This is a genomic window from Streptomyces diastatochromogenes, from assembly GCF_002242805.1.
Classification (GTDB): Bacteria; Actinomycetota; Actinomycetes; order Streptomycetales; family Streptomycetaceae; genus Streptomyces; species Streptomyces diastatochromogenes.
Map to the genome: position 1 here is coordinate 145,697 of NZ_MCGQ01000023.1, position 16,668 is coordinate 162,364.

Here is a 16,668-nt window from a genome sequence, read left to right on the forward strand (position 1 = left end):
TCACGGCACCGGTACGGCGGCCCGGTCCTCCGGCAGGTGCTCGGGAACGCGGGCCGCGAGGAACGCCGTGTGGCGGCGGAGCCGGAAGCCGAGGGACTCGTACAGCCGGATGGCGTGGGTGTTCCGGGCGCTGGTGTGCAGGAACGGGGTCTCGCCACGCTCCCGGATGCCGTGCGCGACCGCGAGGATCAGCCGGGTGGCCAGGCCCTCGCCGCGGAAGGCCGGGTCGGTGCAGACCGCGCTGATCTCGGTCCATCCCGGCGGGTGCAGCCGCTCCCCCGCCATCGCGATCAGGGCGCCCTCGCGGCGGATGCCCAGGTAGGTGCCGAGTTCGATGGTGCGTGGCAGGAAGGGGCCGGGCTGGGTGCGCGCCACGAGATCGAGCATCTCGGGTACGTCGGCCGGGCCGAGGCGGACCGCCTCCGGGTCCGGTGCGGCGGCGAGGCCGTCGTCCACGAACTGCACGCCCTCGACCCGGAAGGTCACCTCCCAGCCGTCCGGCACCTCTCCGCTGTAGCCGGCCAGCGGCACCTCGGTGCCGGGGCCGGCCAGCGCGGCGAGGTCGGCCCAGTCGTCCGCGTCGGGCTCGTCGGACAGGGCCAGCCACGGGGAGACGTCCACCGGGTAGCGCAGCACGCGGCCGAGCCGCTCGGCGAAGTGGGCGTGCGGGCCGGTCAGGGAGGCGCGGGCGGGGTTGTCGAGGACGTGCGGGGCCGCCGTCGCCTCGCCGGAGCCGACGCCGGCGCCGGTCAGGTCGCTCATGCGGACACCTCGATCACGATCTTGCCTCGGGCGTGCCCGTCCTCGACGGCGCGCAGGGCCTCCTCGGCCCGGTCGAGCGGGAAGGTACGGGTGACGTGCGGGTTCAGGGCCCCGCGCAGAACGAGGTCGGCCACGGCGTCCAGGACGGCGGCGGTGCGGGCGCGGGCCACCCGGGAGCCGCCCAGCTCGGCGACGGTCTCGGGCGGTGCCCCCGCGGTGATCAGCCTGGTCCGGTCGGCGAGCAGGGTGGCCGCCTCGGCGAGCGTCTCCTCGCCCACCAGGTCGTACACCGCGTCGACGCCCTCGGGTACGGCGGCACGCACGCGCTCGGCGAGGCCCGGTCCGCCGGGCACGTGCACGGCGCCCAGCGACTCCACGAAGTCCTTCTTGCTCTCGCTCGCCACACCCACGACCTTCGCTCCGAAGGCGCGGGCGATCTGGACGGCCGCGCTGCCGACCCCGCCGCCCGCGCCCGTCACCAGCAGGGTCGCGCCCTCGGGCAGATCGAGCTGGCGGACGCCGTCGTAGGCGGTGGCGGCGGCGACCGGCAGGGTGGCGGCGTCGGTGAAGGACAGCCCGGCGGGCTTGTGCGCGGCCTGGTCGGCGCGCAGCAGGGCGTACTCGGCGTATCCGCCGTCGACGGTGTTGCCGAACACCGCGTCGCCGACGGCGAACCCGGTCACGCCCGCGCCGACCTCCTCGACGACACCGGCGGCCTCGCTGCCGAAGACCGCGGGAAAGACGCGCTCGGCGCTCTCGCCGGGGCGACGGAAGCCGCCCCGCAGCTTCCAGTCGACGGGGTTCACTCCCGCCGCCCGGACGGCGACCAGCAACTGGCCCGGGCCGGGGGCCGGCCGTTCCACGTCGGTCAGCGCCTCTGTCTCCGGGCCGCCGTACCGCGTGAAGACGTACGCCTTGGGCATCGTCTTTCCTCGCTTCCCTCGTGCTGTCACCGGCGCACCGGCCGGTACTCAGCGCCAAGGAGGAGCGCGGGGCGGCTATTCCCGGGCCTGCGCAGAGTTCATACGGCCGCAATGGTCGGGGCACTGACCTGGGACGGAGCACCCACGCCGACAGCGTACGGTTGAACCATGAACGTCACCCGAGGCTTCACGGGTCGCCCGCGCGTCGCCAATCCAGGGCTGCCACCGGGGCAGTACGACGCCGGGGACGACTGGCCCGTCCTGTCCGCCGAGGTCACCCCCGACCTCACGCCCGCCGACTGGTCCTTCCGCATCGACGGACTGGTGGAGCGACCGCACGCCTGGGACTGGGAGCAGGCGCATGCCCTGCCCGGCTCCTCGTACGCGGGTGACATCCACTGTGTGACCAGCTGGTCGAAGTTCGGGGTGCGGTTCGGCGGCGTCTCGCTGGACACGTTCTTCGATGTGGTCCGGCCCCATGGGTCCGCCACCCATGCGCTCGCCTACTCGCACTCGGGCTACACCACGAACCTCCCGCTCGCCGACCTCACCGGCGGGCGCGCCTGGATCGCCTGGGAGTACGACGGCGAGCCGCTCGCGCCCGAACACGGCGGCCCGGCGCGGCTGCTGGTGCCGCACCTGTACTTCTGGAAGAGCGCCAAGTGGATCGCCGGCATCACGCTCCTCGACCACGACGAGCCGGGTTTCTGGGAGCGCAACGGCTACCACGCGCGGGGCAACCCGTGGGAGGAGCAGCGGTACTCCGGTGACTGAGACGACGGTGACCACGGACTTCACTCCCGCGACCCGCTTCGCCGTGCCCGGCCGCATCGCCGTGAGCAATCGGGCGGCGTCGGTGTGGCAGACGGCCACCCTGACCGAGATCCGGCGCGAGACGCCGCACTCGGCCACGTTCCGGCTCGCGGTGCCGGACTGGGCGGGGCACCTGCCCGGGCAGCACCTGATGCTGCGGCTGACCGCGGAGGACGGCTATGTGGCCCAGCGCCACTACTCGATCGCGTCCGCACCGGACGACTCCGGCCACATCGAGCTGACCCTGGACCAGGTGCCGGGCGGTGAGGTCTCGGGCTGGTTCCACACGGTGGCCCGGCCCGGTGACACGGTCGAGGTGCGCGGCCCGCTGAGCGGCTTCTTCGCCTGGCCGGGCGACCGCCCCGCCCTGCTGCTCGGGGCCGGTTCCGGGGTCGTACCGCTGATGTCGATGGTGCGGCACCACCGGGCGCGGGGCCTCGCCGTGCCGCTGCGGATGCTCGTGTCGGCGCGCAGCCCCGAGGAGCTGATCTACGCCGGGGAGCTGGGCGGCGAGACGACGGCCGTGTTCACGCGCAGCGCCCCCACGGGCCTGCCGGTGGGTCGTATGGCGGCCGCACATGTGGCGCCGCTCCTGGCCGAGCAGCCTCCGGGTGGGTGGGAGGCCTATGTGTGCGGCTCCAACGGCTTCGCCGAGCACGCCTCCCGCCTGCTGGTCGCGGCGGGCCAGCCGGTCGAGCGCATCCGCATCGAACGCTTCGGCTAGGGATCGACCGCTTCGGTCAGGGCCTGTCCGCCGGACACGCTCCAGGGCGCGCGGGTCCCGTGCGCGGCCGCTCGCGCAGGCCCTGGGGCGCGTGCCGCGTGCCGTGCTCCATGAGGGCTTGAAGTCGCGGTAGGCGGGGTGAGCGAGGTGCGCCGTACGGGGTACGAGACCGGTGTGGACGCTCGTGTGCGGCGGCGGGAGCGGACGACCGGTGACCCGGCTCGTCCGGCCCTCCGGCTCCGGCAGGGAGGTGGACATGCGTACCCAGGTGCGTGGCTGGCGCTGGCGGCGCAATCCGCTGCGGCGCCGCTCGGACGTCATCGAGGCGTGGACCGTGCTGGTCGTCTCCGTCCTGCTGTTCGTCGTCACACCGCTGGCCGGGGTCGCGGCGGGCCTGCGCGCCCATGAGCAGGCGCGTGCGCTCGCGGTGTCGCAGCGGGCCGAGCGGCATCAGGTGCAGGCAGTGGTGACCGGCAACACCCCCGAGCGGCTGCCCACGGAGCAGGGCGACCGTGATCACCCCTACCGTGCCCAGGTCCGCTGGACCGAGCCGGGCAAGGGGACGCGTACCGCGCCGGCCCGCGTCCCGGCGGGGACCCGGGCCGGTGACCTGGTGATCGTGTGGTTCGACGCCCGGGGCCGCAGTGTCGCCCCGCCGCCGGACGAGTTCGCGGTCTGGCAGCACACGGTCACCGTCGGCGTGTGCGCGACCGGCGGTGCGGCGGCCGTGGTCCTCCTCGGGCACGCCCTGGAGCGCCGGATCGCGCTGCGCCACCGGCTGGCCGAGTGGGAGCGGGAATGGGCGCGCACGGGACCGAAGTGGACACAGCCGAGGGCCTGACCGGCACCCGCATCGGCGCCGGCACCAGCAGCAGCACCAGCAGGTGACCCGACCACCAGACCCCCGACGGTCACCCCGCTCGGCTCCCGCAGCAAGCGGTTTCGCCGCCCTGGCCAGCACCTCGACCGCGAGCGCGGGGCGACAAACCCTGTCCGTACCCGACACAGCCCTGGCGAGTCATCCGATCACCCACGTACGGTGAGAGCGCGCAGTCCCCGTTCACGCTCCCTCCGCAAAGGCGGTCGCCGATGGCCCTGTTCGACCTCTCGATCGACGAACTCCGCGCGTACCGCAGCGAGTCCGAGGCACCGGAGGACTTCGACGCCTTCTGGGGCAAGACGCTCCAGGAGGCGCGCGAGCACACCCTGGACGCCCGCTTCGAGCCGGTGGACACCGGGCTGTCCACGGTGCAGGTGTACGACGTGACGTTCGCCGGGTTCGGCGGTCACCCGGTCAAGGGCTGGCTGCGGCTGCCGGCCGGCGCCACCGAACCGCTGCCGCTGGTGGTGGAGTTCATCGGCTACGGCGGCGGACGCGGTCTGGCGCACGAGAAGCTGCTGTGGGCGTCGACGGGCCGGGCGCACTTCGTGATGGACACGCGCGGGCAGGGCAGCGCGTGGGGCGGCGGGGGTGGCACGGCGGACCCGGTCGGCGCCGCGCCCGCCTATCCCGGGTTCATGACGCGGGGCGTCGACGCCCCCGAGAACTACTACTACCGGCGCGTGTTCACGGACGCCGTGCGCGCGGTGGAGGCCGCCCGTTCGCATCCGCTGACCGACGCGGCGCGGACCGTGGTGATCGGGGAGAGCCAGGGCGGCGGCATCGCCCTCGCCGTCGGCGGGCTGCTGCCCGATCTGGTCGCCGTCGCCCCGGACGTGCCGTTCCTGTGCGACTTCCCGCGCGCGACCATACTGACGGAGCGTCACCCGTACCGGGAGATAGGCCTGTTCCTCAAGACGCACCGCGGCCGCGCGGCCGATGTGCTGCACACCCTCTCCTACTTCGACGGCGTGCACTTCGCGGCCCGCGGCCGGGCCCCGGCTCTCTTCTCGGCGGCCCTGGAGGACCAGACGTGCCCGCCGTCGACCGTGTTCGCCGCGTTCAACGCCTGGGCGCACGAGGACAAGGCGATCGAGCTGTACGACTTCAACGACCACGAGGGCGGCGGGCCGTTCCAGGAGGAGCGGAAGCTGAGCTGGCTGCGGTCGTACGCCTGAGAGCACGGACAGAAGGAGCGGGGGCATGGACACACGGGTGGCCGCCGAGCGGTTCGTCCGGGTCTGGGAGCGGGCCTGGGCCGCACATGACGTGGACGCGCTGATCGAGTTGTACGCGGAGGACTGTGTGCACCGGTCGATGCCGTTCCGCGAGCCGCACCGGGGGCGGGACGAGCTGGCCGCGTATCTGCGCTGGTCGTTCGCCGAGGAGCAGGTGACCGACGTACGGTTCTCCGCGCCCCTGGTGGGTCCGGGCGGGATCGCGGTGGCGGAGTTCCGGGTGCTGAGCGAGGAGGGCGGTTCCCCCGCCGCCCTGGCGGGCTGCGTGTTCGTACGGTTCGACGAGGAGGGGCGGGCCGTGGAGACCCGCGACTACTGGCACACGACCGAGGGGCACCAGGAGCCGGCGGGCCGGCTGTTCCTCCTCTGACACTCGCGATACTCGCCCGAGCCTCGCCTGCTCCTCGCCCTTTTCAGCCAGTTGCCGCTCGCCGTGATCCCCCTGGCACCGGGATCACGCGGGTGGGTTTCGGCCTAACCGGCAGGACGCTCTTCCCTTGTGGTTTAGACCAATGCTAGATCTGGTCGCGCAATGAGCCCGCACGGCTACGTCTTGTCACCAACAGGAGGCGCGGCATGGCCCGCACCACCCCGCACGATCCCCCGCAGACCGACGCCGGACCCCTGTACTGGCGGATCGCGTCGCTGCTGCTCGACGAACTGCACGACGGCACCATTCCGCCCGGCGAGCGGTTGCCCGGCGAGCGGCATCTGGCCCAGCACTTCGGGGTCAGCCGGGAGACCGTCCGGCAGGCACTCGAGGTGCTGCGCCGCGGCGGTCTGGTCGCCACGGACCGGCGGGGCAGCCATGCCACGCTGCCCGGCCGCCCGGTCGAGGACCCGGTCTCGCTCACCTTCCCGGTCGGTGCCCGCCCCGCCGACCTGGGCGCGGTGGACCGGGCGACGGTGACCTGGGAGGCGCCGCCGCCGGAGCACGCCCAGGCGCTGCGCCTGGCCCCGCACCGGCCGACGCTGGTGCACCGCTACCGGTCGGCCACGCCCGACGGCCGGTCGCTGCGTACGGCGGTGACGTCGTTCTCGGCCGTGGCGCTGGCCGAGGTCGCGGAGCTGGGCCGCTACCGCGACCGGGCCGACGGGGCCACTCCCGCGCAGCTGCGCCGGGCCTACGACTGGATGCGCAAGGCCGGTCTGACGCTGCACCACCGGGACGCCATCACCCAGGTCGGCGACGCCGCCTCGGTGCGGGTGACCCGGCGGGTGCACGACCAGTACGCGCGCCCGCTGGAGATCACCGACCTGGTGGTGAACGCCGAACAGGACGCGCTGGTCTACGAGTTCACGCTGCCGGCGGCGGGGTGACACCGTCACCCCTGCGCGCCGACACCAGCCGGACGCGGGGGCTGCCGTCGCCGCGCTGCCCGAACTCGGGCAGCGCGTGCAGGTCGACCGTGAACCCCGCGCGCGTCAGCTCCTCCAGTACCTCACCCAGCCGGAAGGCCCGGTAGTACATGACGAACGGAGGCCTCCACAGGGCGTTGCGCACCCGCATCACCGCGTCGAAGCCGAGCAGCATCCAGAACGCGGGGCTGGACGGGCGGGGCGGGGCGAGGACCGGGAAGGCGAACCGGCCGCCCGGCCGCAGCACCGAGTGGACCTGGGTGAACAGCCCGGGCAGCTCCCGGGGCAGGAAGTGGCCGAACGCCCCGAAACTGACCACCAGGTCGAAGGCGGCGGTGAACGGCAGGGCTCGGGCGTCGGCGCGCACCCAGGCGACGCCCGGCCCCTCGGCCCCCGCCGCAAGCCCCGCGCTCGCGGCCCGGCGCCGGGCGACGTCGAGCATGCCGGCGCTGAAGTCGACGCCGGTGACACTGCGCCGGCACAGCCCGGCCAGGACGTCCAGCCCGGCGCCGGTGCCGCAGCACAGGTCGAGGCCGTCCTCGAACGGGCCGATCGGGTCCAGCGCCTTCGCCACCGAGTCCAGCACCGCGTCGGGTGTGCGGAAGGGGGTGTGGTCGAACTTCGGGGCCAGCAGATCGTAGCCGTGCTCGACGGACGACAGCGCCTGTACGGCGAGTTCACGGAGCGTGGGGCCTTCGGGGCTGAACATCCCGTCAGCCTAGGTGCTGGCGCGGCTGTGGACACGATTACCGCCGCTGACTACTCTCCTCCGCATCTATTCAGTTAATTGACTATGCGAGGTGATCCGATGCGCGCGTTCCGTGCGGCGGTGGAGGCGGGAGACCTGGACGCCGTCGAGGCACTGCTGGCCGACGACGTGGTCTTCACCAGCCCGGTCGTCTTCAAGCCGTACCCGGGCAAGGCAATCACCGCGGCGATCCTGCGCGGGGTCTTCCAGGTGTTCGAGGACTTCCGGTACGTCCGTGAGATCGGCGCTCCGGACGCCTCCGACCACGCACTGGTCTTCACGGCGCGGGTGGGCGACCGACAGCTGACCGGCTGCGACTTCCTGCATGTGAACGAGGACGGGCTGATCGACGACTTCATGGTCATGGTCCGTCCGCTGTCGGGCGCCCAGGCCCTCGCCGAGGCCATGGGCGCACGGTTCGACCAGATCGCGAAGGAGGCGGAGGCGCGGTCCGCCTGACCGGTGCGGCACCGCCCCGGACGGTTCAGGCCACCGTCAGCGTGACGGCTCCGGTGTAGGTCGCGCCGGGCGTGATGGCCGTCGGCGCGCCGTCGACGGCCATCGTCACGGACCTGCCGCGCGGGGCCCGTACCGTCGCGTCGGCGGCGAGGGCGAGCCGGGTCAGGTGGGAGGTGCCGGTGACCGTCCACGTCGAGCCACTGTCCAGCCGTACGATCGCGCCGTTGTTCACGGCGGCCTGCGCGGTGTTGGTCACGATGCCCAGCTCGTAGAAGGTGGACGCGTCGATGCTGGACACCCGGTGCCTGGCCCGCGTCGCCGAGATGACTCCCTCGACGGTGGCGTCCTCGAAGGTGAGGACCATGTTCCTGCCCTTGCGCACGCCGTTGTAGAAGTCGCCCTTCAGCGCGATCGAGCCGAAGGTGGCGGCGCCGTCGGTGTCGTGGACGGCGGTGACGTCGAACCTCGCGTCCTTCACCGGGTCGTCGGTCGGCTCGGTGTAGACGCCGGTGTTCATCATGAGGAAGGTGGCCCGTTCGGAGTTGATCACCGTGCCGCCGTCCAGGGTGAGCGTGCCGGCGCCGAAGAACATGCAGCCGAAGTGCCCGGAGTTCACCACCGTGCTCCGCACCGGAACGGCGCTCAACTCGGCGTGGGCCGCGCGGGCACGGTCGACGGCGGGTACGCGGCGCACGGCGGCGTCAAGGCGATCACCGACGCGCTGGACGCGGTGTCAGGGTCAGTCCTTGAGCTGCTCCAGCGTGGACCTGGTGTCCGTCTTCAGCCAGTCGGACACGTCGGCGAGCGCGGGCGGGTTCTTGTCCTGGTCGTACGAGCTGAGGTAGGCGCTGTAGCTCATCGTGTACGTCACCCAGCCGTCGCGTACGGCGAGAGTCGCGTAGCGGGAGCCGCTCGTGGAGCCGCTGGTGGTGTCCTGGCTGACCAGGTAGGCCTCGTCGCCGATACCCTTGACGGGGCTGACGTCGTAACCGGTGTGGCTGTCCCCGTAGTTCTTCCAAGTGGCGGTGAACTCCGGCCCGGGATCGGTCTTGCGGTGCAGGTCCACCTGCATGGAGAGGTAGGCGTCCGCGTAGCTGGAGCCGGTCTTCTTCAGGCTCAGGCTGCAGTAACTCTCGTCCAGCGCCTTGTCCTTGAGGGAGTTGTGCGTCGCGGAGGAGTCGTTCTCGGGGTACTCGTCCTTGAAGGACGAGTAGTCCGCGCCCGAGCACATGTTGGAGGGTGCCGAGTAGCCACGCAGGTCCGCGCTGTCCCCCGCGCCGCCGATCAGGAACACCCCGGCCGCCCACGCGGCGGAGGCGATGACCGCGCCGACGGCGAGCCACAGCACGGCCCGCCCGGCACCACCGCCGCCACCGGACGCCGGTGCGGGTACCGGGCCGTACTGGGGCGGCTGTGCGTAAGGGTTCCCCGGCACCCCTGCCTGGGGCGGGGCCGGCTGTCCGACCAGCGTGGGCTGCGCATAGAAGTTCCCCGGCGGGGGAGACTGCGGGTTCGGGTAAGGGTAGGCCGTCGGCTGCGGCGGGACCCCCTGCTGTGGCGCGGGTTGTCCGGGCTGCGGCGCGGGCTGGTCGGCCGACTGTGGGGGCTGCGGTGGCGTGGACATGTCGTGAAGATAGTGCACAGTGGCCGGTCAAGTCCCCTGACGTCCGGGATCGTTATGGTCTGGGGACATCTGGTGCGAGCCGGTGACACACGGGTACGGACCGGACTCCCGCGTCGCACAGGAGGGCCGGGACCCAGGAGCCCCGGCCGTCTTCCGTCGGCCAGACGGACGCCGTCCGCACCGCGGCGTTCACCGCCGTCCGGGCGGTGTTCTTGCGGACCAGCAGCAGGGTGACCAGCGCGCCGAGCAGCGAGGCGCAGCCGCAGCTCATCACGCCCAGGGCCTGCCGGGGCCGAGTGCGGACTGTGCGGCCGCCCGGGCCCCGTCGCTGCCGGCGTTGACCACGGCGAGGGGTCCGGCCGCGGCCTCCATGCCCTTGTCGGCGCCGCTCAGTCTGCCCGCCGGCGCGGAGGAGGCGGCGCTCATCGCGATGATGCTGATCACGGCGGGCCCGAGGCCCTGCCCGAACTCGCGGACCAGGCTGGTGGCACCGCTGGCCATGCCGGTCATCTCGATCGGTACGGCGTTCACGGCGGCCGAGGTCAGCGAGGAGACCACGCAGATGAAGCCGATGCCGAGCAGCAGCACCGGACCGAGGAAGGCCGTGAGGGAGGTGGTGGTGACGGGCAGCGCGGCGACGGCGCGGCCTGTTCCCGCTCCCGCCCCGCTGAGGAAGGCGATTTTCCCGGCCAGTCGACCCATGGTTGCCAAGTCCCTTGCCCCTTACCGCCCGAGTGCGGTGGTGGCAGCGTAGGGAGGGGCACCGCGCGCCTGCAGCCGGGCGTTGCCGGGGCCCGCACCGGCGGGAATAGCTCACGCCATCGACGTGTTGAGCACATCGCAGCGGTACCGCGCCATCGAGTGGTACCGTGCACTCAGCACTTGTGTACGCCCCCTTGTGGGCGCCGGTGCCAGTTTCTTCTCTCCGCGCTGATCCGACCCTCGTTCTCCGACTCGGGCGCGTCAGCTTCTCAGCACCACCTCGGAGCCCCAGCACCACCTCGGCCGAGGTGTCGTTTCCGCCGCCCGGAGGCACGTACGCCCTCCCGTCTCGCGGCCCTCTCCCCCTTCCTCATGTCTTCCGTCCGTGAAAGGACCACCCATGACCACCACACTCGAACCCCCTCACGTAGAGCAGCAGGCCCCGGCCGCCCGGCTCGTCACCGGTGTCCTCGACGTCGACGCGCACGGGAAGGGGCAGCTGCGGGCCGTGCACTGCCTGCCCTCCCCCGCCGATCCGCAGGTCCCCGCCGCGCTGATCCGCAGGCACGGCCTGCGCAAGGGCGACCTCGTCGAGGGCGTCCGCGGGGCGCAGCGCGCGCTCACCGAGGTCACCCAGGTCAACGGGCGCGCCCCGGGCGAACTCCGGGGCCGCCGCCACTTCCGGGACCTCACCCCGCTCCACCCCCACGAGCGGATCCGTCTGGAACACCCGGCGGCCGGTCTCGCCGGACGGGTCACCGACCTGTTCGCACCGGTCGGCAAGGGCCAGCGCGGGCTGATCGTGGCCCCGCCCAAGAGCGGCAAGACCGTGCTGCTGCAGCAGCTGGCCGCCGCCGTCGCCGGCAACCATCCCGAGTGCCGGCTGATGGTCCTCCTGCTGGACGAGCGTCCCGAGGAGGTCACCGAGATGCGCCGCTCGGTGCGCGGCGAGGTGTACGCCTCCACCTTCGACCGGACGCCCAAGGAGCACATCGCCCTCGCGGAGCTGGTCGTCGAGCGGGCCAAGCGGCTCGTCGAGGACGGCGAGGACGTCGTCATCCTGCTGGACTCCCTGACCCGGCTGTGCCGGGCCCACAACAACGCCTCCGCCGCCGGCGGACGCACCCTGAGCGGCGGTGTCGACGCGGGCGCGCTGCTCGGCCCCAAGCGGTTCTTCGGCGCCGCCCGCCAGGCCGAGGAGGGCGGTTCGCTCACCATCCTCGCCACGGTCCTGGTGGACACCGGCTCCCGTGCCGACGGCTACTTCTTCGAGGAGCTGAAGAGCACGGGCAACATGGAGCTGCGGCTCGACCGGGAAGCCGCCGCCCGCCGTCTCTTCCCGGCCGTGGACATCGACCCCACGGGCACCCGCCGCGAGGAACTCCTGCTCACCCCGGCCGAGTTGACGGCCACTCGGGGCCTGCGCCGGGCCCTGCGCTCCCGGGAGGGCGGACCGGCCACCCTGGAGACCCTGCTGGAGCGGATGCGGGACACCCCCGACAACGCCACGTTCCTGCGCCGCGTCCAGCCGACCCTGCCGACGGGCTGAGCGCCGCCGGGTGGTCCCGGAGTGCGGCATCCGGGTGCTCCCGTGGACCGTCCGGCCCTGGCAGCGCGCCCGATTTCCCTCCACTTCCTACGTTGATCATATGATCACCGGATTCTCTTGTCGGGCGGTGTCGTCGGCCTGCGCCCTGTGCGTCGCGGGCGTGCTGGCCCTCGCGCCGGCCGCCGCCGCCACCGCACACCGTGCGGGGGATCCCGCACCGCCCGGGCCGCGCGCCGCGGTGCCGAAACCGTCCCTGCTCCACCGCTCCGGCACCCAGGTCAGACCGCACCGCGGCGCGCCCGAGCTGCCGGACGTCTCCGCGCTGTCCTGGCTGGTCGCCGACGCGGGCAGCGGCGAGGTGCTGGCCGCGGGCGACGCACACCGCAGGCTGCCGCCCGCCAGCACCCTGAAGACCCTGTTCGCCCTCACCGTGCTGCCGAGACTGCCCGCCACGATGCAGCACACCGTCCGGTACGAGGAGCTGGCGGACGTCGGCGAGGGCAGCAGCCTGGTCGGTGTCGAGGAGGGGCACAGCTACCGGGTGTCCGACCTGTGGCGCGGGGTCTTCCTCAGCTCGGGCAACGACGCCGTGCACGTGCTCGCCTCCCTGGGCGGCGGCTGGCGTGCCACGGCCACCCGGATGCAGGCCAAGGCCCGCACCCTCGGCGCCCTGGACACCCATGTCGTCTCCCCCGACGGCTACGACACCCCCGGCCAGGTCTCCTCGGCGTTCGACCTGGCGGTCTTCGGCCGGGAGGGGCTGCGCAACCCCGACTTCGCCCGGTACTGCTCCACCGCCGAAGCTCTGTTCCCCGGCGAGGGAGTTCCGTACGCGATCGAGAACACCAACCGCCTGCTGACCGGCGAGGACGGGGTGGCGCGCTACCCGGGGCTGATCGGCATCAAGAACGGCTACACCAGCAACGCGGGCAACACCCTCGTCGCCGCGGCCCGCCGGGGCGGGCACACCCTCGTGGTGACGGTGATGAACCCTCAGGAGGGCGGTGGCCTCGCCGTGTACGAGGAGGCCCGCGCCCTGCTCGACTGGGGGTTCGCGGCGGCCGGTCAGGTGGATCCGGTGGGCTCGCTGGACGGGCTGCGCACCGGGTCGAGATCGGCGGCGACCCCGGTCGCGGCGGCCACCTCGCCGGTGCCGGACGACGACTCGGACTGGTCACCCGCCGCCGTCGCGGGTCTCGCCGGGCTCGGCGCGGGGGCGGTGTGGCTGGGGCTGCGGGCCAAGGGCGGCCGGTCCGACCGCGGCTGACCGGTGGGCAGGGCGAGCAGCAGGCCGAGCGTGATCCAGGTGTAGATGTTGCTGCCGAGGAAGCCGTCGATGCCGGAGGAGTCGTCGAACCAGAGCCACACCACGCTGGTGCACAGGACCGCGTACAGGGCGCCCGCCGGCCGCGGGTGCCCCGCGCGCGCCAGCACCGCGAACGACGGCAGCAGCCATACCAGGTGGTGCACCCAGGTGATCGGGCTGACCAGGCAGGCCGCGGCACCGGTGAGGGCGAAGGCCGCCGTCCAGTCGCCGGCCGCCACCGCCCGGCCGGCCCGCCACGCCCATCCGCACAGCACCAGCAGGACCACCGCGGCCCAGAGCGCGCGGTCCGGCTCGCCGAGCCGGGCCAGGACGCCCTGCAGCGACTGGTTGGAGACGTAGTCGAGGCGGCCGACCCGGCCGGTGTCCCACAGCGCCTCGGTCCAGTAGAAACGGGACGCACGGGGGTCCGCCCAGGCGGCCAGCCCGGTCGCCGCGAGGGCCACGGCCGTGGCCACCCCGGCCGCCCGCCACCGCCGGGCGAGCAGCAGCAGGCCGATGAACAGGGCGGGCGTGAGCTTCACGGCGGCGGCGAGCCCGATCCCGACGCCCGCCCAGCGGCCCCGTCCGGTCGACAGCAGCCAGGAGTCGCCCAGGACCAGGGCCAGCAGGACCAGGTTCACCTGGCCGAAGCTGAAGGTGTCCCGCAGCGGCTCGAACAGGGCGAGCGCACACAGGGCCAGCGACCAGCGGTACCAGCCGTGCCGCCGCCAGCCGGGCCCGGCCAGGATCCGCAGGACCACCGCCAGCGCGGCCAGGTTCACCAGCAGGGAGGCCACGATCGCGGTGTGCCGTCCCATCGGGGCCAGCGGCAGCATGACGAGCGCGGCGAACGGCGGATACGTGAAGCCGTACGCCGTCCCCGGCACCCGGTAGTCGTAGATCCGGCCGCCGTGGTGCACCCAGGTGTGCACCGCGCCGTAGTAGACCCGCAGGTCGAAGAAGTCCCGCAGCAGCGGCACGGTCGCCGTGAACACGGTCACCGCGGCGGCCAGGACCAGCACGAGCAGCGCACGGCCCCGGTCCGTGCGCGGCAGCGTCGGCGCCGTCATGCCGTATGTCCCGTCACCGGAGCCTGGGCCGCCTGGTGTGCCTGCCACAGGACGACCACGCCGAGCAGCCCGCCCGAGACGGCGAGGACCAGCTGGCCGAGGTCCGCCGGGCCGCCGCTGGGCAGCACGGCGAGGGCCAGAACACCGGCCAGGGCGGCCACCCGGTGCCGTACCGAGGTGCTGGGCGCGGCGGCCGCGATGAGGAACAGGCCCCACAGCACGTACCAGGGGCGGATCGCCGGGCCGAAGACGGCCACCGCGAGCAGGCTCAGGCCGAGGGCGTACACCGGTCGCAGGCGCAGCCGGAGCCATATCAGCACTATGGCTCCGGCGGTGGCCGCGAGGCCGAGCAGATGCCAGACCGGCACGGCGAGCGGGGCCAGGTCGCTGCCGAGGCGGTCGAGCAGGGCTCCGGTGGCGCGGCCCAGCAGGCTGGTGAGCGCCCAGTTGTGCGGCGAGACGGGCGTGTCCAGGGCGCGGATCCAGCCGTATCCCGTGCCGGCCACGGCGGTCGCGGCGACCGTGGTCGCCGCCGCCGCGGCCGCCGTCGTCACGGCGGCCCACAGCGGGGTGCGGCGGGTGCGGATCTGCAGGACCACCACCGCGAGCAGGCCCAGCGCGGCGGGCGCCTTGACCAGGGCGGCCAGCGTGACGAGCACCGCCCCGAGGACGGGCCACCGGCCGCGGGCGGCGACCAGGCCGAGCCCCAGCAGCCCGAGCATGAGCGCGTCGTTGTGGGCGCCCGCGACCAGGTGCAGCAGGACCAGCGGGTTGAGGGCGCCGAGCCACAGCGCGGCGGCCGGGTCGGCGCCGCTGTGCCGGGCCAGCCGGGGCAGCGCCGCCGCCATGAGGGCGACGCCGAGCAGGGCGACCAGGCGCATGCCGAGCAGGCCCGCGGGCAGTTCGCCGCGGGTCAGGCTGGACAGCGCGGAGGCCAGCCACAGGAAGGCGGGGCCGTACGGGGCGGCCGTGTGCTGCCACACCGGGGCAACCTCGTCGGCCAGCGGCCCGCCGAGCTGGGCGGGGCCCTGGGCGTACACGTCCATGTGGGCGTCGACCATGGCGCCCTGGGCGAGGTAGCTGTAGACGTCCCGGCTGAACAGCGGGGGCGCCAGCAGCAGCGGGGCCGCCCAGACGGCCAGGACCACCAGCAGGGCCCGCTGGGTGGGCGGCTGCGGACCGCGCACCAGCCGGCCGAGGAGCACCCAGGCCGCTATCAGCAGGACGACGCCGAAGTAGACCCCGACCAGCCCGAGCGCGGCCTGCGCGGAGGCCGGGGCGAAGAGGTCCTGAACGGGCAGGGCACCGGCCGTCTCACCGCCCAACGCGAGGATGGCGGTACCGGCCAGGCCCAGCACCTGGCAGCGGCGGAGATCGAAGGGGAAAGCCATGGCCAACACTGGTTCAGCGTGTCAACGCGGGGTGGCCGGAAGGAGACGCTCCACTCACCAACGGGCGGCCTGCATGTGACGGGAGCGTGAGAAGTGCTGCTCAGTACGGTGCGCTGGGGGCGGCCGAACCCTCAGAACACGGACAGTCCGGTCAGCGTCGTGAACCGGTCGAGGGCCGCCACGCCCGCCACCGAGTTGCCGCGCTCGTCCAGGCCCGGGCTCCACACACACAGCGTGCAGCGGCCCGGGACGACCGCGATGATGCCGCCGCCGACGCCGCTCTTGCCGGGCAGGCCGACGCGGTAGGCGAAGTCCCCGGCCGCGTCGTACGTCCCGCAGGTCAGCATGATCGCGTTGATCTGCTTGGCCTGGCTGCGGGTGAGGAGCCGGGTGCCGTCGGCGCAGATGCCGTGGCGGGCCAGGAAGGTGGTGGCGAGGGCCAGATCCGCGCAGGAGGCGGCGATCGAGCACTGGCGGAAGTACTCGAAGAGCAGGGTCGGCACGGCGTTCTCGATGTTGCCGTACGACTTCATGAAGTGCGCCAGCGCCGCGTTCCGGTCGCCGTGCGCGGTCTCGGAGGCGGCGATCTGCCGGTCGAAGTCCAGATCCGGGTTGCCGCTCTCGGCGCGTAGGAAGGCGAGCAGGGTGTCGGCCGCGTCTCCGGTACGGGTCTGGAGGCGGTCGGTGACGACGAGCGCGCCCGCGTTGATGAAAGGATTCCGCGGAATGCCGTTCTCGTACTCCAGCTGCACCAGGGAGTTGAACGGGTTGCCGGAGGGCTCGCGGCCCACGTGCTCCCAGAGTTCGTCGCCCTCGCGGGCCAGTTCCAGGGCGAGCGTGAAGACCTTGGTGATGGACTGCGTGGAGAACGGCTGCCGCCACTCCCCCACCCCGTACACCGTGCCGTCCAGCTCGGCGACCGCCATGCCGAAGCTGCGCGGATCGCGGGCCGCGAGGGCCGGGATGTAGTCGGCGGGACGCCCGCGGCCGGGCGTGCGCCCTATCTCCTCGGCGATGCGCTCCAGGACCGGCAGGAAGGTGAGGGACGACGTCGTTGTCATGATCACCATTGTGCCTCCCGGCCGGTCCAGGTGCGTAGTCGCGAGGACGTCACCGCAGG

17 protein-coding genes and 1 pseudogene are annotated in these 16,668 nt (G+C 73.3%); 9 read left to right on the forward strand and 9 right to left on the reverse strand.

The features are described 5' to 3' along the window. Together BEK98_RS26955 and BEK98_RS26960 are read right to left on the reverse strand one after the other, a co-directional pair. On the reverse strand, positions 1-762 hold the full coding sequence (locus BEK98_RS26955; RefSeq protein ID WP_094219261.1) for a GNAT family N-acetyltransferase: 762 nt from the start codon (positions 760-762) through the stop codon (positions 1-3). Then, positions 759-1,685: an NADP-dependent oxidoreductase gene (locus tag BEK98_RS26960; protein ID WP_094219262.1), complete on the reverse strand. Its 927-nt coding sequence runs from the start codon at positions 1,683-1,685 to the stop codon at positions 759-761. The genes BEK98_RS26955 and BEK98_RS26960 overlap by 4 nt, the downstream gene beginning before the upstream one ends. A 168-nt stretch (positions 1,686-1,853) precedes the next feature. Between BEK98_RS26960 and BEK98_RS26965 the strand changes: the two genes are divergently transcribed. The 6 genes from BEK98_RS26965 (at position 1,854) to BEK98_RS26990 (ending at position 6,660) form a co-directional block, all read left to right on the forward strand. Next, positions 1,854-2,459, forward strand: coding sequence for a sulfite oxidase-like oxidoreductase (locus BEK98_RS26965; protein WP_094219263.1), 606 nt, complete (start codon positions 1,854-1,856; stop codon positions 2,457-2,459). 7 nt (positions 2,460-2,466) lie between these two features. Next, complete coding sequence (locus tag BEK98_RS26970; RefSeq protein ID WP_094219443.1) at positions 2,467-3,222, forward strand: ferredoxin reductase; 756 nt, start codon at positions 2,467-2,469, stop codon at positions 3,220-3,222. 256 nt (positions 3,223-3,478) lie between these two features. Further along, positions 3,479-4,063, forward strand: a complete 585-nt coding sequence (locus tag BEK98_RS26975) for an Rv1733c family protein (RefSeq protein ID WP_107428296.1) — start codon at positions 3,479-3,481, stop codon at positions 4,061-4,063. Positions 4,064-4,311: 248 nt separating this feature from the next. Continuing rightward, complete coding sequence (locus tag BEK98_RS26980) at positions 4,312-5,280, forward strand: acetylxylan esterase (protein ID WP_094219264.1); 969 nt, start codon at positions 4,312-4,314, stop codon at positions 5,278-5,280. 25 nt (positions 5,281-5,305) lie between these two features. Beyond that, positions 5,306-5,710 (forward strand): nuclear transport factor 2 family protein, encoded by a 405-nt coding sequence (locus BEK98_RS26985; RefSeq protein ID WP_094219265.1) that lies wholly within the window; start codon positions 5,306-5,308, stop codon positions 5,708-5,710. 206 nt (positions 5,711-5,916) lie between these two features. Further along, complete coding sequence (locus BEK98_RS26990) at positions 5,917-6,660, forward strand: GntR family transcriptional regulator (RefSeq protein ID WP_094219266.1); 744 nt, start codon at positions 5,917-5,919, stop codon at positions 6,658-6,660. Here BEK98_RS26990 and BEK98_RS26995 read toward each other — a convergent pair. Continuing rightward, positions 6,638-7,408 (reverse strand): class I SAM-dependent methyltransferase, encoded by a 771-nt coding sequence (locus tag BEK98_RS26995; protein ID WP_094219267.1) that lies wholly within the window; start codon positions 7,406-7,408, stop codon positions 6,638-6,640. The genes BEK98_RS26990 and BEK98_RS26995 overlap by 23 nt on opposite strands. Positions 7,409-7,507: 99 nt before the next feature. Here BEK98_RS26995 and BEK98_RS27000 point away from each other — a divergent pair, with 99 nt between their 5' ends. Beyond that, positions 7,508-7,906 (forward strand): nuclear transport factor 2 family protein, encoded by a 399-nt coding sequence (locus BEK98_RS27000; RefSeq protein ID WP_094219268.1) that lies wholly within the window; start codon positions 7,508-7,510, stop codon positions 7,904-7,906. Positions 7,907-7,931: 25 nt separating this feature from the next. Here the strand turns inward: BEK98_RS27000 and BEK98_RS27005 are convergent, their stop codons facing one another. The 3 genes from BEK98_RS27005 to BEK98_RS27015 all read right to left on the reverse strand — a co-directional run bounded on the left by BEK98_RS27005 (position 7,932) and on the right by BEK98_RS27015 (position 10,241). After that, positions 7,932-8,600, reverse strand: coding sequence for a hypothetical protein (locus BEK98_RS27005; RefSeq protein WP_244201999.1), 669 nt, complete (start codon positions 8,598-8,600; stop codon positions 7,932-7,934). A 45-nt stretch (positions 8,601-8,645) separates the two neighbouring features. Next, complete coding sequence (locus BEK98_RS27010) at positions 8,646-9,530, reverse strand: hypothetical protein (protein WP_244202000.1); 885 nt, start codon at positions 9,528-9,530, stop codon at positions 8,646-8,648. A 270-nt stretch (positions 9,531-9,800) separates the two neighbouring features. Then, positions 9,801-10,241, reverse strand: coding sequence for an MFS transporter (locus BEK98_RS27015; RefSeq protein WP_244202001.1), 441 nt, complete (start codon positions 10,239-10,241; stop codon positions 9,801-9,803). A gap of 391 nt (positions 10,242-10,632) precedes the next feature. Here BEK98_RS27015 and rho point away from each other — a divergent pair, with 391 nt between their 5' ends. Continuing rightward, positions 10,633-11,781 (forward strand): transcription termination factor Rho, encoded by a 1,149-nt coding sequence (gene rho / locus BEK98_RS27020; protein WP_094219270.1) that lies wholly within the window; start codon positions 10,633-10,635, stop codon positions 11,779-11,781. Between the two features lie 100 nt (positions 11,782-11,881). After that, complete coding sequence (locus BEK98_RS27025; RefSeq protein ID WP_244202002.1) at positions 11,882-13,048, forward strand: D-alanyl-D-alanine carboxypeptidase family protein; 1,167 nt, start codon at positions 11,882-11,884, stop codon at positions 13,046-13,048. 272 nt (positions 13,049-13,320) lie between these two features. On the opposite strand, the pseudogene BEK98_RS50170 reads toward BEK98_RS27025, so the two are convergent. The 3 genes and pseudogenes from BEK98_RS50170 to BEK98_RS27040 all read right to left on the reverse strand — a co-directional run. Beyond that, positions 13,321-14,157, reverse strand: a pseudogene (locus BEK98_RS50170) (glycosyltransferase family 87 protein); the annotation flags it as partial. After that, on the reverse strand, positions 14,154-15,548 hold the full coding sequence (gene mptB, locus BEK98_RS27035; protein WP_094219272.1) for a polyprenol phosphomannose-dependent alpha 1,6 mannosyltransferase MptB: 1,395 nt from the start codon (positions 15,546-15,548) through the stop codon (positions 14,154-14,156). The pseudogene BEK98_RS50170 and the gene mptB, both read right to left, overlap by 4 nt. Positions 15,549-15,679: 131 nt before the next feature. Further along, entirely contained in the window at positions 15,680-16,618 is a 939-nt protein-coding gene (locus tag BEK98_RS27040) for a glutaminase (RefSeq protein ID WP_094219273.1), read from the reverse strand. Positions 16,619-16,668 lie beyond the last annotated feature (50 nt).

Coding starts and splice junctions, on each gene's coding strand:
- BEK98_RS26955 (WP_094219261.1), bottom strand. CDS start 762: ATGAGCGACCTGACCGGCGCCGGCGTCGGCTCCGGCGAGGCGACGGCG.
- BEK98_RS26960 (WP_094219262.1), bottom strand. CDS start 1,685: ATGCCCAAGGCGTACGTCTTCACGCGGTACGGCGGCCCGGAGACAGAG.
- BEK98_RS26965 (WP_094219263.1), top strand. CDS start 1,854: ATGAACGTCACCCGAGGCTTCACGGGTCGCCCGCGCGTCGCCAATCCA.
- BEK98_RS26975 (WP_107428296.1), top strand. CDS start 3,479: ATGCGTACCCAGGTGCGTGGCTGGCGCTGGCGGCGCAATCCGCTGCGG.
- BEK98_RS26980 (WP_094219264.1), top strand. CDS start 4,312: ATGGCCCTGTTCGACCTCTCGATCGACGAACTCCGCGCGTACCGCAGC.
- BEK98_RS26985 (WP_094219265.1), top strand. CDS start 5,306: ATGGACACACGGGTGGCCGCCGAGCGGTTCGTCCGGGTCTGGGAGCGG.
- BEK98_RS26990 (WP_094219266.1), top strand. CDS start 5,917: ATGGCCCGCACCACCCCGCACGATCCCCCGCAGACCGACGCCGGACCC.
- BEK98_RS26995 (WP_094219267.1), bottom strand. CDS start 7,408: ATGTTCAGCCCCGAAGGCCCCACGCTCCGTGAACTCGCCGTACAGGCG.
- BEK98_RS27000 (WP_094219268.1), top strand. CDS start 7,508: ATGCGCGCGTTCCGTGCGGCGGTGGAGGCGGGAGACCTGGACGCCGTC.
- BEK98_RS27010 (WP_244202000.1), bottom strand. CDS start 9,530: ATGTCCACGCCACCGCAGCCCCCACAGTCGGCCGACCAGCCCGCGCCG.
- rho (WP_094219270.1), top strand. CDS start 10,633: ATGACCACCACACTCGAACCCCCTCACGTAGAGCAGCAGGCCCCGGCC.
- BEK98_RS27025 (WP_244202002.1), top strand. CDS start 11,882: ATGATCACCGGATTCTCTTGTCGGGCGGTGTCGTCGGCCTGCGCCCTG.
- mptB (WP_094219272.1), bottom strand. CDS start 15,548: ATGGCTTTCCCCTTCGATCTCCGCCGCTGCCAGGTGCTGGGCCTGGCC.
- BEK98_RS27040 (WP_094219273.1), bottom strand. CDS start 16,618: ATGGTGATCATGACAACGACGTCGTCCCTCACCTTCCTGCCGGTCCTG.